General features: G+C 62.1%; 15 protein-coding genes. 10 read left to right on the top strand and 5 right to left on the bottom strand.

Features of this window, described 5'->3' with window-relative positions; translation table 11 throughout:
* Positions 1-4 precede the first annotated feature (4 nt).
* The 3 genes from HMPREF2635_RS11675 to HMPREF2635_RS11660 form a co-directional block, all read right to left on the bottom strand.
* The gene (locus tag HMPREF2635_RS11675; RefSeq protein ID WP_046648318.1) at positions 5-613 is read right to left on the bottom strand and encodes a TetR/AcrR family transcriptional regulator; all 609 of its coding nucleotides are present in this window, start codon (positions 611-613) and stop codon (positions 5-7) included.
* Between the two features lie 274 nt (positions 614-887).
* Positions 888-1607, bottom strand: coding sequence for a trimeric intracellular cation channel family protein (locus HMPREF2635_RS11665; RefSeq protein WP_246824893.1), 720 nt, complete (start codon positions 1605-1607; stop codon positions 888-890).
* Positions 1608-1916: 309 nt separating this feature from the next.
* The gene (locus tag HMPREF2635_RS11660; RefSeq protein WP_070821829.1) at positions 1917-3551 is read right to left on the bottom strand and encodes a multicopper oxidase family protein; all 1635 of its coding nucleotides are present in this window, start codon (positions 3549-3551) and stop codon (positions 1917-1919) included.
* A gap of 70 nt (positions 3552-3621) precedes the next feature.
* On the opposite strand from HMPREF2635_RS11660, the gene HMPREF2635_RS11655 reads away from it, so the two are divergent.
* From HMPREF2635_RS11655 to ppk2, 8 genes are all read left to right on the top strand, one after another.
* Positions 3622-4881: an MFS transporter gene (locus HMPREF2635_RS11655; RefSeq protein WP_070515884.1), complete on the top strand. Its 1260-nt coding sequence runs from the start codon at positions 3622-3624 to the stop codon at positions 4879-4881.
* A 65-nt stretch (positions 4882-4946) separates the two neighbouring features.
* The gene (gene glmU / locus HMPREF2635_RS11650; protein WP_049154281.1) at positions 4947-6410 is read left to right on the top strand and encodes a bifunctional UDP-N-acetylglucosamine diphosphorylase/glucosamine-1-phosphate N-acetyltransferase GlmU; all 1464 of its coding nucleotides are present in this window, start codon (positions 4947-4949) and stop codon (positions 6408-6410) included.
* A gap of 24 nt (positions 6411-6434) precedes the next feature.
* Positions 6435-7409 (top strand): ribose-phosphate diphosphokinase, encoded by a 975-nt coding sequence (locus HMPREF2635_RS11645; RefSeq protein ID WP_049154279.1) that lies wholly within the window; start codon positions 6435-6437, stop codon positions 7407-7409.
* A gap of 209 nt (positions 7410-7618) precedes the next feature.
* The gene (locus tag HMPREF2635_RS11640; protein ID WP_049154276.1) at positions 7619-8275 is read left to right on the top strand and encodes a 50S ribosomal protein L25/general stress protein Ctc; all 657 of its coding nucleotides are present in this window, start codon (positions 7619-7621) and stop codon (positions 8273-8275) included.
* 144 nt (positions 8276-8419) lie between these two features.
* Complete coding sequence (gene pth / locus HMPREF2635_RS11635; RefSeq protein WP_070510332.1) at positions 8420-8959, top strand: aminoacyl-tRNA hydrolase; 540 nt, start codon at positions 8420-8422, stop codon at positions 8957-8959.
* Positions 8960-8964: 5 nt separating this feature from the next.
* Positions 8965-9843, top strand: a complete 879-nt coding sequence (locus tag HMPREF2635_RS11630; protein ID WP_070821805.1) for a fumarylacetoacetate hydrolase family protein — start codon at positions 8965-8967, stop codon at positions 9841-9843.
* Positions 9844-9939: 96 nt separating this feature from the next.
* Positions 9940-10395 (top strand): PepSY domain-containing protein, encoded by a 456-nt coding sequence (locus tag HMPREF2635_RS11625; RefSeq protein ID WP_232745225.1) that lies wholly within the window; start codon positions 9940-9942, stop codon positions 10393-10395.
* An 88-nt stretch (positions 10396-10483) separates the two neighbouring features.
* Entirely contained in the window at positions 10484-11386 is a 903-nt protein-coding gene (ppk2, locus tag HMPREF2635_RS11620) for a polyphosphate kinase 2 (RefSeq protein ID WP_070821804.1), read from the top strand.
* A 233-nt stretch (positions 11387-11619) separates the two neighbouring features.
* Here ppk2 and HMPREF2635_RS11615 read toward each other — a convergent pair whose 3' ends face one another.
* Positions 11620-13074 (bottom strand): glyceraldehyde-3-phosphate dehydrogenase, encoded by a 1455-nt coding sequence (locus HMPREF2635_RS11615; protein WP_070510340.1) that lies wholly within the window; start codon positions 13072-13074, stop codon positions 11620-11622.
* Positions 13075-13138: 64 nt separating this feature from the next.
* Positions 13139-14122, bottom strand: a complete 984-nt coding sequence (locus HMPREF2635_RS11610) for a nitronate monooxygenase (protein ID WP_070821803.1) — start codon at positions 14120-14122, stop codon at positions 13139-13141.
* A gap of 38 nt (positions 14123-14160) precedes the next feature.
* On the opposite strand from HMPREF2635_RS11610, the gene pth (HMPREF2635_RS11605) reads away from it, so the two are divergent.
* Positions 14161-14841 carry an aminoacyl-tRNA hydrolase gene (gene pth / locus HMPREF2635_RS11605; RefSeq protein WP_070821802.1) on the top strand — a complete coding sequence of 227 codons (681 nt, stop codon included), beginning with the start codon at positions 14161-14163 and terminating at the stop codon, positions 14839-14841.
* Positions 14842-14882: 41 nt separating this feature from the next.
* On the top strand, positions 14883-15740 hold the full coding sequence (locus HMPREF2635_RS11600; RefSeq protein ID WP_070510347.1) for an SDR family NAD(P)-dependent oxidoreductase: 858 nt from the start codon (positions 14883-14885) through the stop codon (positions 15738-15740).
* Positions 15741-15751 lie beyond the last annotated feature (11 nt).

Genomic DNA, 15751 nt, shown 5'->3' with positions numbered 1-15751 from the left:
CCACCTACTTGGCTCCCTTCAACTTCGGTGCTGCTTCCATGCCGGAAAGACCATTCCAGCACAAATTGACGATGTGCGCTGCGACTGTCTCGCGCGAAGGCTCGCGCTCATCCAGCCACCACTGGGCCGTGGTGGCCACCATGCCGACGAGCGCTTGGCCGTAGAGCACCGACAGCTCGGGGTCGAGACCGCGATGTTCGAAGGCCTCACCGAGGATGTGCGCAATCTGATTTACCGCCGTGTTCAACAGCGTGGAGAAGCTACGCTCCTCCCCCGGCTTGGAGTCACGCACGAGGATTAAGAAACCATCGGTCTCCTCCTCCACATACGTCAGCAGTGCCACCACGCCCTGCTCGATGCGCTGGCGCCACGAACCCGTCTGCAGTGATTCCGTGACGACCTTTTCCAAAGCGACGAGCTCACGGTCAATGACGACGGCGTAGAGGCCTTCCTTGCCGCCGAAGTGCTCATAGACCACCGGCTTGGACACGCCGGCGCGCGCGGCGATGTCTTCCACGCTGGCACCATCGAAGCCGCGTTCCGCGAAGGCCGCACGCCCTATGGAGATCAACTGCTCTCGGCGCTCACGCCCGGTCATCCTTTGTCGAACCATGCCTTCTACTGTATCTCCCCCACCGGACATCGCCCTCACCAGCCAAGAGCGCCGGCAGCAACGTGAAGGTCGGCCACCTGTTTAGGTCTCGTGTACACCCGTCAGGTAACATGTCCCCCAGCGCTCACTACAGTGTGCGCAGTTTCCCCATGGTGTAATCGGCAACACTACGGTTTTTGGTACCGTCATTCTAGGTTCGAGTCCTGGTGGGGAAGCAAGATAAAGCACCGCGTAACCTGGACTTACCCAGGGGGCACGGTGTTTTATTTTCGCTTTATTTTCTTTTCCTGCGACCGCGCCGAAACCCCCTGATTTCAGCTTTCCGCGCAATCGATGCCACCTGCGCCGCGGTGTAGTTCAAGGGCGCGATTCCGGCGCGCGGAAGCACCCACCCGCGCCAATAGGCCATAACTGCTAGGCCAAAGCCCACGAAGGGCGAGATGACCATGCCAAGGGCGAACTTATCGAAGTGTGCGAAGGAAGCCATCACGATTCCGGTAAGTACCGCCGGCACGGCATACAGCGGGCTGCCGCCAAAGACCGAGGGAATCTGCCCGGAAGCAACATCGCGTACCATACCGCCGCCCACTGCGGTCAGAACACCTAAGAAGACGCAGGCAATAAATGGCATATCGTAGGCCAGCGCCTTCACACAGCCAGTCGTGCACCACACACCCAAGATGACAGCATCCGCGTGCTCAAGGAAGATCTCCCAGACCTTGCCTTTGAGGTCCATCAAGAAAGCAATAAGCGCACCCACGCATGCCAGAGTGAGATACCACGGATCAGAAATAGCGGCTGCTGGGCCATGAGAGATCAGCATGTCACGGATCATGCCGCCCGCCAGCGCCGAAAAGAGCGCCAGAAAAACGAAACCAATAATGTCGAATTCCCTGCGGCGCGCAATCGTGCCACCGATAATGCCGTTGAGTACCACACCAATGAGGTCAAAGACCTGGTACAGGGAATGGATGAGCGGGTCGACGTCCTGAATCACAGATACTGACCCTAGCGTACTGCTCACATAATGATGGTGGATTTGCTGTAGTTCACTATCCTCAGCTTCCTGCCACCTTAAAGCGCCGCCCCGGAACCCCCTTGACGGCCACCCTTTCCAAATGTGCAGACCTGGAAGTGCAGACACGCAGGTGGGCGTCGTGAAGCGCAACGCACTGCTTGGCGACGACCAGGAGGTCTGCACTTTCAGGTCTGCACTTTTGCAGATATCAAGCGCCTCCGCATCGGCACCCCGCTGGCACAGCTCGGCGCTAGCAGGCCGGGCCTACGAGAAAATCGTGAACGGTTAAGCCTTCGCCTCCGGCGTCGCATAGGGGCTGCGGGAGGAGTCCACCACTTGGCCGGCATGTGCGGAGTGGGCGGTGGCGGTTTGGTCGAAGACTAAGGCGGCGGGTTTGACGCGCACGTCGGGCTTCTCGCCTTTGTTGACCATGACGTACTGCCCCATCATTCCCTCGTCCTCATGCAGCAGCATGTGGCAGTGGTACATGTACGGGATGGTCTTATCCGGGAAGTGACCGAACTCCACCAGCAGGCGTGCGGTGACCTTCGGCGGAAGGTTGACAATGTCTTTCCAGCCGGAGTTGAACACATCCATCTTCTCGTCGCCGTCCCACTCCAGAACCTTGAAGCGGGCGTTGTGGATATGGAAGTTGTGCGGCCAGTCAGAGTTCTCATTGGTCACGGTCCAGATCTCCGGGGCGTCATGATCAATGACGGTATCCACCCGCGCCATGTCCATCTGCTCACCATTAATCATGAAGGTGTTGAGCACGAACTCACGCTCCTTAAGCCCCTCATCCGATGGTGTCTTTGCCGCGGCGGGGTCCAGCGTTGCCGGCAGGGCCGATGGCTCCGAGGCGTTTTCCGCCGGCCCGGAAATGGTGAGCAGGTCGAAGGAATCTTGGAAGCCGAAGTCGGCCGCGTCCTTGTCCTTGGGCACCCCAAAATTATCCTTGCGCGGCACCGAGCGCAGCTGGACCCCCTTGCCGGGCTCCAAGTCCACGATGATTTCGGCGCGCTCGCCGGGGCCGAGGAAGAGGGAGTCGACTTCCACGGGGGCGTCGAGAAGCCCCGTGTCCGTGGCGATGACATGGAAGGGACCGTTGCTGAGCTCCAGCGTGTAGAAGCGCATCGAAGCACCGTTGAGCAGGCGCAAGCGAACCCGGCGCGTGGTGGCGTCGAAGCGCGCATTGGTGATGCCGTTGACCAGAGGCGTGGTGCCCAGAAGGCCCAGAGTGTTATCGCTCTTTTCATCAATCTGGCCATCGTCGGTGAACTTGGCATCCATGATGACTACCGGGATGTCGTCCACACCGTAGTCCTGCGGCAGGTCCAGGTCATCGGCCACATCGTCACCGATGAGGAACATGCCCGCCAGCCCGCGGTAGGCATGCGTGGCCGTGGCCATGTGCGGGTGCGGGTGGTACCACAGCGTGGCCGCGGGCTGGATGATCTCCCACTCGGGCTTCCAGGTCTTGCCCACCTCAATCGGTGAGTGCGGGCCGCCATCCGAATAGGCCGGAAGCTTCATGCCGTGCCAGTGCACCGTGGTCATCTCAATGAGGTCGTTGGTGATTTCCGCGCGGACTTTCTCGCCCCGCCGAGCCCGCAGAGTGGGGCCCAAGAAGGCGCCGTTGAAGCCCCACGTCCGCGTGCGGTCGTTGCCGGGGAGGATCTCCGAGTAGCCGTCCTGGGCGGTGAGTTTGAATACGCGCGTGCCGTCGACGACCTCCCCTTCCTCCACGGGCGGGATGGGCAGGGCACGCGGCTCGCCGTCGTAGCCCAGCGGCTCCGGTTGATTCTTCGACCCCGAAGTGGAGCAGGCGCTCAACCCCATCACGGCGGCACCGGCAACAGTCAGCACGGAACCCTGGACAAAAATACGGCGGGATACTGTAGGGCGAGCGGAGATAGACATGCCTCCCAGGATAGAGATCAGGTGAACCTTAGACCCCGGATTGGAGCGAGCCGGGCTTAAGATCACAGTCATGGCTTCGCGTTCAGCATCTCCCCACGGCTCCTCACCGTCCGAAGAGTCCGCCAATGCCCGCCGCTTCGTCTGGTCGAATGGCCTGCAGGGAGTGGGCGATCAATTGCTCTCCGGAAAGACGGTCCTACCCTGGCTGTTTAGCGTGGCCGGGGTGCCGGGCTTCTTCACGGGCCTACTGGTCCCCTTGCGCGAGTCCGGCTCCATGCTCCCGCAGGCGGCGCTGACCCCGTGGGTGGTGTCCCATCCAGCACGCAAACGCCTGTGGGTGCTGGGCTCGGTGGGCCAGGGTCTGTGCGCGGCGATCATCGCGGCGGCTGCGGTGCTTGTCGACGGCCCCCTCCTCGGCCTCATCGTCTGCCTCGCCCTGGCAGCTCTCGCCGTGCTGCGCGCGCTGTGTTCGCTGACCGGCAAAGACGTGCAGGGCCGCACCATTTCCAAGGGCCACCGCGGAGTAGTGACCGGCCGGGCCACGCAGCTCGGCGGCGCGGTCACCTTGATTACCGGTGGCATCCTCGCCGTGCTGGGTGAGCTCCCGCGCTGGGGCTTGGCGGCATTGCTGGCCATCGGTGCGGCCACGTGGTTCTTGGCGGCAGCAGTATTCCGCACCATCGAGGAGCCGGTGCCGGATGATGCCGGCCAGAAGTGCCTGAACCGCAGCTGGTGGACGGATACCTGGAAGCTATACACCCAGGATTCCCGCTTCCGCAGCTTCGTCAACGTTCGTGCCCTGCTTTTGGTGTCTGCCCTGTCCACCTCCTTTATCGTGGTGCTTTCGCAGAGCATCGGTTCGCAGGCTTTGAGTGGGCTCGGCGGCTTCGTCTTGGCCTCAGGCCTGGCCAGCCTCGTGGGTGGCCGTGTATCCGGTGTGCTCTCAGATAAGTCCTCCCGCTTGGTCATGTCCTGGGGTGCGGGTGCCGCAGCGATCATCCTGCTGGGCATCGTCGCGTGTGCCGCGTGGGCGCCGGCAGCGGTAAGCATGTGGGCATTGCCTCTCGGTTTCTTCCTGGTCAACCTGGCGCACACTGCCATTCGCGTGGCGCGCAAGACCTATGTGGTGGATATGGCGGGCGAGGATAAACGCACCCGCTACGTCGGAGCCGCGAACACCATGATGGGCGTCATCCTCCTCGTGATCGGCGGTATCTCCGCCGTGATCGCTTTGGCTGGCCCCTCGGCGGCCATTTTGTTCCTGGCCTGCATCGGGCTACTTGGAGCATGGCGTGCCCGCGCACTTCCGGAGGTCTCACGCGAAAAATAGAACGCAGGCGTTATGATGAAAAAAGTAAGTCCTGACATCCCCAATCACAGGAGAAGCACACACTCGTGGCTGAAGTAACGAACTGCGCCGCCATCGTCCTTGCTGCAGGCGCAGGTACCCGCATGAAATCCTCAACCCAAAAGACGTTGCATGAGATTGGCGGGAGGTCACTTCTCGGCCACGCCCTCCACGCAGCCGCGGGCCTGAACCCGGAGCACCTCGTGGTCGTCGTGGGCCACCAGCGCGACCAGGTCTCCCCTGCCGTCGATGCCATCTCCGAGGAGCTGGACTGCGAGGTCTCCCAAGCCGTCCAGGAAGAGCAGAACGGTACCGGTCACGCCGTCCAGTGCGGCCTGAGTGCGTTGCCTGACTTCGACGGCACCGTTATCGTGACCAACGGTGACGTTCCGCTTCTGCGCCCGGAGACACTGCGCCAGCTGCACGAGACCCACACTGGCCAAGGCAACGCCGTAACCGTGCTGTCCATGACCCTGGAGGATCCCACCGGTTACGGCCGCGTGCTGCGCGCCGAGGATGGATCGGTCACCGCCATCGTGGAGCAAAAGGATGCCTCCGAGGAGCAGCGCGCGGTGCGCGAGGTCAACTCCGGCGTTTTTGCTTTCGATGGAGCCGTGCTTCGCGACGCCTTGACGAAGCTCAACTCCGACAACGCCCAGGGCGAGCTTTACATCACCGATGTGCTGGAGATCGCCCGCGAGGGAGGCCACCGCGTCGGCGCGCACGTTGCTGTCGATCCGGAGGAGCTCTCCGGTGTGAATGACCGCGTGCAGTTGGCCGCGGCCGGTCGCATTCTCAACCGCCGTGTGGTCGAGGAAGCCATGCGCGGCGGCGCCACCATCGTCGATCCCGATACCACTTGGATCGGCGTCAACGTGACCATTGGCCAGGACGTTGTCATTCACCCCAATACCCAGCTGTGGGGTGCGACAACCATCGCCGATGGTGCTGAGGTGGGCCCCGACACCACCCTGACCAATATGCAGGTGGGCGCTGGCGCCAGCGTGGTGCGCACACACGGCTTCGACTCCGTCATCGGCACCAACGCTCAGGTGGGCCCGTTTACCTACATCCGCCCGGGCGTCATCGTGGGTGAAGAGGGCAAGCTGGGCGGCTTCGTCGAGGCGAAGAAGGCGCAGATTGGCCGCGGCACCAAGGTGCCGCACCTGACCTACATCGGCGATGCCACCGTGGGTGATTACTCGAATATCGGTGCCTCTTCCGTCTTCGTCAACTACGACGGCGTCAACAAGCACCACACCACCATCGGCAGCCACGTGCGCACCGGATCGGACACCATGTTCATCGCCCCCGTCACCGTCGGTGATGGCGCCTACTCCGGTGCGGGTACAGTAATTAAGGACGACGTTCCCCCGGGAGCGCTCGCGGTCTCCGGCGGCAAGCAGCGCAACATCGAAGGTTGGGTGCAAAAGAAGCGTCCGGGCACGCCGGCAGCGGAAGCCGCCGACAAGGCACAGGACGCCCAGGCTGACGATCAGACCACTAACTAACGACAAGTAAAGGGATATCTACTGATGACTGGCAAGGTTACCGGCAGCAGCAAGAACATGATGCTCTTCACCGGGCGCGCTCACCCGGCGTTGGCTGAGGCTGTGGCCAAGGAGCTCAAGACCGATCTGGTTCCGACCACCGCCCGCGATTTCGCCAACGGTGAGATCTTCATTCGCTTCGAGGAGTCCGTCCGTGGTGCTGACTGCTTCGTGATGCAGTCCCACACCCAGCCGCTCAACAAGTGGCTGGTAGAGCAGCTCATCATGATTGATGCGCTCAAGCGCGGCTCTGCTAAGCGCATCACCGCCATCCTGCCCTTCTACCCGTACGCGCGCCAGGACAAGAAGCACCTCGGCCGCGAGCCTATCTCCGCCCGCCTAGTGGCGGACCTGCTCGCCGCTGCCGGTGCCGACCGCATCGTGTCCGTGGATCTGCACACCGACCAGATTCAGGGCTTCTTCGATGGCCCGGTCGACCACATGCACGCCATGCCGATCCTGACCGACTACATCAAGTCCAAGTACCCGATGGACAACTTGGCCGTGGTCTCCCCCGATGCCGGCCGCGTGAAGGTGGCAGAGAAGTGGGCACACGAGTTGGGCGATGCCCCACTCTCCTTCGTCCACAAGACCCGCTCTAACACCGAAGCCAACAAGACGGTGTCCAACCGCGTCGTCGGTGACGTCGAGGGCAAGGACTGCATCCTGCTCGATGACATGATTGACACCGGTGGCACCATCGCGGGCGCGGTCCGCGTACTGGAGGAGGCCGGCGCCAAGTCCGTGGTTATTGCCTGTACCCACGGTGTCTTCTCCGACCCGGCTCGCGAGCGCCTGTCCGAGTGCGGCGCTGTCGAGGTCATCACCACCGATACCCTGCCGCAGTCCACCGAGGGCTGGGACAACCTCACTGTGCTGTCCATCGCCCCGCTGCTGGCTCGCACCATCCACGAGATTTTCGAGAACGGTTCTGTGACCACGCTGTTTGAGACTCACTAGATTTGGTTCTGCGACGACGCTGCTGCTAAAATCTTGTGCGTCTCGGCGAGGGAGAAATCCGTTATCGACGCGATAGCACAAGTTAAGCAGTGAATCTTGTATTAAGCCTGCGATGACTCGTCCAAGACGTCCATCGGCAGGCTTTTGTCGTATCTACACGGTTCTTCATGAGCCCTTGCCGCACAACGATACTTTAAGGAGATTTACTTATGGCTTCTGAGCGCCCCGTATTGAAGGCTGAAGTCCGTTCTGAGTTTGGCAAGGGCTTCGCTCGCCGTCTGCGCGCTGCAGGCAAGATCCCGGGCGTTGTCTACGGCCACGCCGTCGACGTTCTGCACTTCGCCGTTGACCGCCTGGAAATGACCGCACTGGTCCGTAACCACGGCGTCAACGCCGTGTTCGAGCTGGAGCTCGAGGGCGAGCAGCACCTGGTCATGGTCAAGCACGTCGACCAGAACGTCCTGACCTTCAACATCGACCACATCGACCTGCTCTCCATTAAGCGTGGCGAGAAGGTTGAGGTCGAGGTTCCGGTTGTCCTCGAGGGCGAGCCGGCTCCGGGCCTCATGTCCATCCAGGATGCCGACGTCCTCCTGGTCGAGGCAGACGTGCTCAACATTCCGGAGGAGATCGCCGTGTCCATCGAGGGTCTCGAGGATGGCACCGTGGTCACCGCTGGCGACATCACCCTGCCGGAGGGCACCACCCTCGTGGCCGAGGAAGACACCGTCATCGTCTCCATCTCCGAGCCGCAGGTTGATGAGGAGCTCGAGGCTGCCGCTGAGGCTGCCGAGGACGGCGGCGCTGAGGCTGGCGCCGAGTCCGCAGACGAGGGCGCCGCCGAGGAGAAGGCCGACGAGGAGTAAAACTCCCCTCTCCTTATCACTCCTCATTCTCTAGCGCACCGCTGCCTGCATTCTTTCTCACTCCCTCCCCTACATACCGAGGGGGTGAGCGTGCAGGTGGCGGTGCGCTCTTGTGTCTTCACCCCAGCGGCTTAGAATGGCTGCGTGACTTCTTCTCCTTTTCTCGTCGTTGGCCTAGGAAACCCCGGGCCGAAGTACGCCGGAACTCGCCACAACATCGGCTTTGACGTGGCTGATGAACTAGCCCACGAGCTATTCGCTTCCTTTTCCGTTCACAAAAAGACAAACACGGATGTCGCCGAAGCGCGACGTGGCGATACCAAAGTGATCGTCGCCAAGCCGCGCTGCTTCATGAACTTGTCCGGCGGTCCCATCAAGGCACTCGCCCAATACTTCAATGTTCCTCATGATCACATCATCGTGATCCACGATGAATTGGAGCTCGACTTCGCCACCATCAAGCGACGCCTCGGCGGCGGGGACCACGGCCATAACGGCCTGCGCTCCACCACGAAGTCCCTGGGCACCAAGGATTATCAGCGGCTTTCAGTAGGCATCGGCCGCCCGCCCGGCCGTATGGATCCGGCCGCATTCGTGCTCAAGCCGTGGACTAAGCAGGAGGCCCACGAGATTCCCATCATCTGTGCCGATGCCGTCGATGAGATTCTTCGCGCGTTAGACTAGCCGCCATGAAGCTCGCTACTCTCCGCACCAGTTTTGGTACTTGCGCTATCCGCATCGACGGCCCCAACGTGGGCACCGAGCTGGATTATGAGGACGTCGGAGAATTGCTCGCCAGCCCCGATTGGAGCAAGGCCGCGCAGCTGTCCGGCGAGCCTGTGGTTTTCAACGATGCCGACCTAGCCCCCGTCATCCCCCACCCCGGCAAGATTATCTGCGTTGGCGTCAACTACGCCAAGCATGCCCGGGAGATGGGGCGCGAGCTTCCCACGCAGCCCACGCTCTTCATCAAGTTTCCGGAGGCCCTGACCGGGCCCTTCGACGACGTTTATGTCCCGGCCTATGCCACGAAGAAGCTGGACTACGAAGGAGAGCTCGCCGTGGTCATGGGACGCCGCGCGCACCAGGTGAGCACGAAAGATGCGCTGGATTACGTGGCCGGCTATGCCATCATGAACGACTACACCCTGCGGGATTATCAGCGCGCCACCACGCAGTTCCACGCCGGCAAATCCTTCTACCGCACCGCCGGCTTCGGGCCGTGGTTGACCACGGCTGATGAATGGGCCCCGGGCAAGGCCGCGCGGCTCACCACGACCGTCGACGGCGACGTGCGCCAAGACGACAACACCGATGACCTCATCTTCTCCGTGGCCGAGCTCATCGCCTTCTGCTCCTCCCTCTACCCTCTCAATCCGGGCGATGTCATTGCCACCGGCACTCCGGAAGGTGTGGGCTTCGCGCGTGGTGAGGAGGCGCTGCTGGGCGACGGCTCCCGCACCCGCATCAGCATCGAAGGGCTCGGGGCAATTGAGAACACCACGCGCTTCGGTGAGCCCCCTGCTGCCGGTGGCTGCGGCGAAGGCTGCACCTGTCACGGCCGTTAACATTCAGCCATATCCAGGCTCTTCAGCGAGCACGCTCTGATTTCGATACGGTGGGGCACCACATTCCCCCTGATTGACTGAGGAGGATGAGCCTCGATGACTCTTCATTCCCGTTTCACCGCCGCCGGCATCGCACTCTGCGCCAGCACCGCGCTGGTGGGGTGCTCGTCGGATAAGGAGGCCGAGCCCGCCCCGACGCCGACTCCCGCGCCGGTGGAAACCGTGACGGAAACGGCCACAGCGACGGGCACGGATGCTGGCGACGATGACCGTGATGACGACGACGCTCAGCAGCCTGCCGGCACGGCTGGTGCCGGGGCCACCGGCAACGCAGAGGGCTCCGGCATGCTCAGCGGCGATGAAGCTTTTGAGAAAGCCTTAGCCCACGCCGGCGTTGATGCCCAGGCCGTCACAGAAAAGGAAGTCGACTACGACGATGGTGACGATGGCAAGGGCCCGCACTGGGAGATTGAATTCAAGGCCAACGGCCAGGAACACGAGCTCGATGTCGACGCCGCCAGCGGCGCGGTGACGCAACACGAGGTTGACTGATCGCCAGTCTGATCCCCAGCTCCATCCCACGCACATCTCTACCCCCTGCGGTTAGGCATTTCCCCAGCTAAGAGGTAAATTTAAAGGTATGAGTTCACAGTCTAAGAAGTCTGCCACCAAGCCGCCGAAGCTAGACAAGCAAGCCTATGAGGACGAGCTCAAGCGCCTCCAAGCAGAGCTCGTCGAGATGCAGCAGTGGGTCGTTGAGACCGGCGCCCGCGTGGTCATTATCATGGAAGGCCGCGACGCCGCCGGCAAGGGTTCCGCCATCAAGCGCATTACGCAGTACCTTAATCCGCGTACCTGCCGCATCGAAGCTCTGCCCAAGCCGACTGACCGCGAGGCGGGCCAGTGGTACTTCCAGCGCTACATTGAGAAGCTGCCCACCGCCGGTGAGATCGTCATCTTCGACCGCTCCTGGTACAACCGCGCCGGCGTGGAGCGAGTCATGGGCTTTTGCTCCCAGCAGGAGTACGTGCGCTTCCTTCACCAGGCGCCGATGCTGGAACACATGCTCATCGAAGACGGCATTATCCTTCTCAAGTACTGGTTCTCTGTGTCTGATGAGGAACAGCTCGCACGCTTTAAGTCCCGCCGCAATGATCCACTGCGCCGCTGGAAGCTCTCCCCCATGGACCTGCAGTCCATCACCCGCTGGGAGGACTACTCGCGTGCCAAAGACGAGATGTTCGTCCACACGGATACCCCGTCCGCCCCGTGGTACACGGTGGAGTCTGAGGATAAGAAGCGTTCACGCATCAACGTGATAAACCACATCCTCAAGACCGTTCCCTATCAGCACGTGGAGCAGGATGTACCTGAGATCCCGAGCCGCCCCGAGCTCGAAGCCGAGTACGTCCGCCCGCCGCGCAACGATTTTGCCTACGTCCCGGATGTCGCGGCTGACTTGGAGCGTGCCAAGGTCAACGGCGACGGCGACAAGAAGACTAAGAAGAAGCACGGCAAGAAGAACAAGAAGAAGAAGAAGTAGTTCTTCCCCAGGCTTCTCCTACATTTTCGGTAGGCACAGCCGCCCCACTCGGTGCACACTGCCCTAGCTGACGAAAGTTGCCCGGATTTTTCAATCTCAGCCTCTACTTTTGGCAGATCGGGCAGTTGCACGTTTGAAGCATCCTGGCAAAGCTAGGTTGCCCGCCGAGCAGAACCCGAAAACAACAACACCGCCCACGCCATACGGCGAGGGCGGTGTTCGTGTTCTAGCGCTTAGAGCTCAGAGACGTCAACGCGCTTCGGGTACACCACCGGGCGGGCGCCGGCGATGTCCTCGACGATGCGGATGACCTGGTTGGAGTAACCGAACTCGTTGTCGTACCACACGTAGAGCACGAGGTGCTTGCCGGAGGAGATGGTGGCGAGACCATCGACCACACCAGCGTGGGTAGAGCCCACGAAGTCAGAGGACACAACTTCCGGGGAGGCAATGTAGGAGATCTGCTGGCGCAGGTCGGAGTGCAGGGATACGTTGCGCAGGAAGTCATTGACCTCGTCGCGGTCAGCTTCCTTCTCCAGCTCGAGGTTGAGCACGGCCATGGAAACGTCCGGGGTGGGAACGCGGATGGCGTTACCGGTGAGCTTGCCCTCGAACTCCGGCAGAGCCTTGGACACGGCCTTGGCTGCACCGGTTTCTGTGAGCACCATGTTCAGGCCAGCTGCGCGGCCGCGGCGGTCACCCTTGTGGAAGTTATCGATGAGGTTCTGGTCATTGGTGAAGGAGTGGGCGGTCTCCACGTGGCCGTGAACTACACCGTAGCGGTCGTTGATGACCTTGAGCACCGGGGTGATGCCGTTGGTGGTGCAGGATGCGGCGGAGAGGATCTGGTCGGAGTCCTCGATGTCGCCGTGGTTGATGCCGTAGACGATGTTCTTCAGGTCGCCCTTGCCCGGAGCGGTGAGCAGCACGCGAGCCACACCCTTGGACTGCAGGTGCTGGGACAGGCCCTCGCGGTCGCGCCACACACCGGTGTTGTCGACGACGATGGCGTTGTCGATGCCGTACTTGGTGTAGTCAATGTCCGCCGGGTCATTGGCGTAGATCATCTGGATCTTCGTGCCGTTGGCCCAGATGACCTCGTTCTCCTCATCAACAGCGATGGTGCCGTTGAAGGCACCGTGGACGGAGTCGCGGCGCAGGAGGGAGGCACGCTTGAAGATATCCATGTCGCCCTTCTTGCGTACGACGATGGCGCGCAGGCGCACGCCGCCGTAGGCAGCCTCGCGGGCAATGAGGATGCGGGCCAGCAGGCGGCCGATGCGACCGAAGCCGTAGAGGACGACGTCGGTGGATTCCTTGTCCACACCAGCGCCGACGAGATCCACGAGGGTCTCCTCGAGGTAGTTGCGCAGGTTATCGGAGCCGGACTCTTCGAAGCCGGTAGCCAGGCGGCCAAGGTCAATGGAAGCGGTGCCCAGGTTCATCGAGCACAGTTCCTTCACAATCGGCAGGGTCTCTGCGGTGGAAAGCTCGCGCTCAGCAATGCGGCGGGCGTAGCGGTGCGCCTTGATGATGTCGATGTCGGTCACGCCGATGAGCAGGCGGCCGTAGATAGAGGTGACAACGTTATTGTTGCGGTGCAGCTGGTGGATGAGCGGGATCATCTCTTGGGCCAGCTCCAGGCGCTCGTTCCAATCCTCGTGCCCAATGTGCGCGTTCGAAGTCACGTGCTTTGTATCCTTTACTCGTCAAAAAGGGTGTAAAACTCTGTCCATCCGTAAATATTAACCGTTATTCATGCCCGTTTGGGTGTAGTTGAGCGAGGATCTCCGCCACACTACCCCCGCCAAGTTTCATTACATCGACACCTACGAGGCAATAGTCCACGTCCGCGTCAAGCTGGGCGCGACGAGGTTTCAGTAGCGCGTTGAGGTAGGGGTAGACCAAAGGCAGGTCCGGGTGTGCCCGCGTGTAGGCGGTCTCCAGCCCGCGGGCGTAGCGCCCGGAGAACGCGCGGGTGGACACCGTCTGGCCACCGCGGCGCAGAAGGCCACGGTTGTGTTCACTCGTCCCCGCTTCCTCGGAGAGCAGGAAGGCGGAACCACAGCTGACTGCTTTTACCCCCGGCCAGGCCAGGGCCGTGGCAACATCTTCCGCCGTGCGCAGACCACCCGCGGCAATGAGCGGAAGGTCCGTCACCTGGTGGACCGCCGCGACGAGTTCCTCGAGAGGGCGCTGATCGGGTTCCGCACTCGGGTCCCACACACCACGGTGCCCGCCAGCTTCAGGGCCCTGCACGCACAACACATCGATGCCGCGGGCGGCCGCGGCCTGCGCCTCCTCGGGGTTGGTGACCGTGGTCCACGCCTCTGCCCCAGCGTCATGGATGCGCGCGACCTCGTCCTCGCTAAAGACGCCAAACATCGACCACAGCACCGCTGCCCCACCCTCCAGCGCGGCGTCGAGCTTGTCCTGCCAGCCGAAGTTTAGGGAGACGTCGCCAAGCACGGCGCCCTCTTCGGCGGCGAGGGCCTGTGCAGCCGCGAGTTCCGTTTCGGTCAGCTCGCGCTGCGGGTGAAAGATATTGGCCCCAAAGCGCGTACCGGCACACGCAGCGATGGCCTCCCGCGCGGCGTCGACGGAGCAGGTTCCCAGCCCCAGCGCGCTGAAGGAACCGGCGGCGTCGGCGGCGGCCACTAGTTCAGGCGTGGTGGGCCCGCCCGCCATCGGAGCAGGTAGGACAGGGCAAGTGATAGTCTCAAGAAGTTGACTCATGGTTACCCAGCCTAAAGAAAACCATCAAGGAAGTAGTTGTGTCTGCCATCCGTGACTTTTTCACCCGCCTCTTTGGCCGCGCCGGCGAAGCACCGAATAAGAAAACACAGAAGGCCGCCACCCCCGGATTAAACCCAGCGGATTTAAGCGCCGAGTGGCTCATCGTGGGTTTGGGTAATCCCGGCGCGAAATACGCCGCGACCCGCCACAATGTGGGGTACATGGCCGTGGATGATCTCCTCGCCGAATCTGGTGACATGCTCGAGCCTGTCACCGGACACCAACTCAGCGCGGCACAGCTCGAGCTTGGGGGCACGAAGGTCGTAGCGCTGCGCTCACACACCTACATGAACCTCTCTGGCGATCCCATCGCCCCGTTGGCCACGCTGCTGGGCGTTGCGGCAGAGAACATCATCGTCATCCACGATGAGCTCGACCTGCCCGCCGGCAAGGTGCGCATTAAGAAGGGCGGCAACGAAAACGGCCACAACGGCCTTAAGTCACTGAGCGAGCGCTTGGGCACGCGCGATTACCTGCGCGTGCGCATCGGTATTGGGCGCCCACCCAAGGGTGGTTCCATCCCGGACTGGGTGCTCGCGCCTGTCGACGCCAGCGCTGAGCTCGATTCCACCATCGCCACCGCCGCCGAGGCCGCACGTCTCATCGTGGCTGAGGGTCTCAACAAGGCCCAGCAGGAAATCCATTCCCGGGCGAAATAAACCCCGGCGCGACCACGCTCAACGTCCTACACTGTCCAAGTATGAGCCGCACGAGCCAGAGCCTGCCATTGAATAACGACCCGAGAACTATCGTCATCACCGGAGCCTCTGACGGCGTGGGCGCGGCCGCTGCCCGTATCCTTCACCAGCGCCGCCCGCAGGATTCGCTCGTGCTCGTGGGCCGCAATCCGGAGAAGACGCAGGCTGTGGCCGAGGAGATCGGCGCCGACTTTCATGTGGCCGATTATGAGTCTTTGGGCCAGGTGCGTCGGCTCGCCGAGGAGCTGAGCCAGTACTCGCAGATCGATGCCTTGGGCAATAACGCCGGCGGCATGTTCGACGGCCCCTTCGCCACCGCCGATGGTTTCGAGCGCACGTGGCAGATCAACGTTGTGGCGCCTTTTCTTCTGACCTCCTTGCTGCGCGATACGCTGCGGGCCAGCGACGCCACCGTGGTGCAGACCGCCTCGTTGGCCAACATGCTGTATTCCGCTTTCGACCCCGGTGACCCGAATACTTTTGAAAAATTCACGGCGGAGCGCGCCTATGGCAACGCCAAGTTGGGCGATATCCTGCTGACCCGCTACCTCGACTCCCATGGGCTGACCTCCGTGGCCTTTCACCCGGGGATATTGAATACTGGCTTCGGGCATAACTCAACGAGCAGGACGAGCAAGCTCTATTCGACCACTGCGGCTCAATACGTCTTGGGCAAGGCGGACAAAGGCGGGGAGAACTTGGCCTACTTCCTCAGCGGCACCCCCGGCATCCATTTCAACTCCGGCGAGTACTACAACCAGAAGCGCAAGCCAGGCCTGCAGCGGCCAATTGCGAAGAAGCTCTCCGTGGCCCGGCGCATCTTTGATGATCTGGGCCGCCAGCTCAATGTGGAGTGGTAGCACCCAGCGGC

Source organism: Corynebacterium sp. HMSC035E02, from assembly GCF_001836065.1.
Taxonomy (GTDB): domain Bacteria; phylum Actinomycetota; class Actinomycetes; order Mycobacteriales; family Mycobacteriaceae; genus Corynebacterium; species Corynebacterium hiratae.
This window is presented reverse-complemented; position numbering and strand designations above follow the sequence as displayed.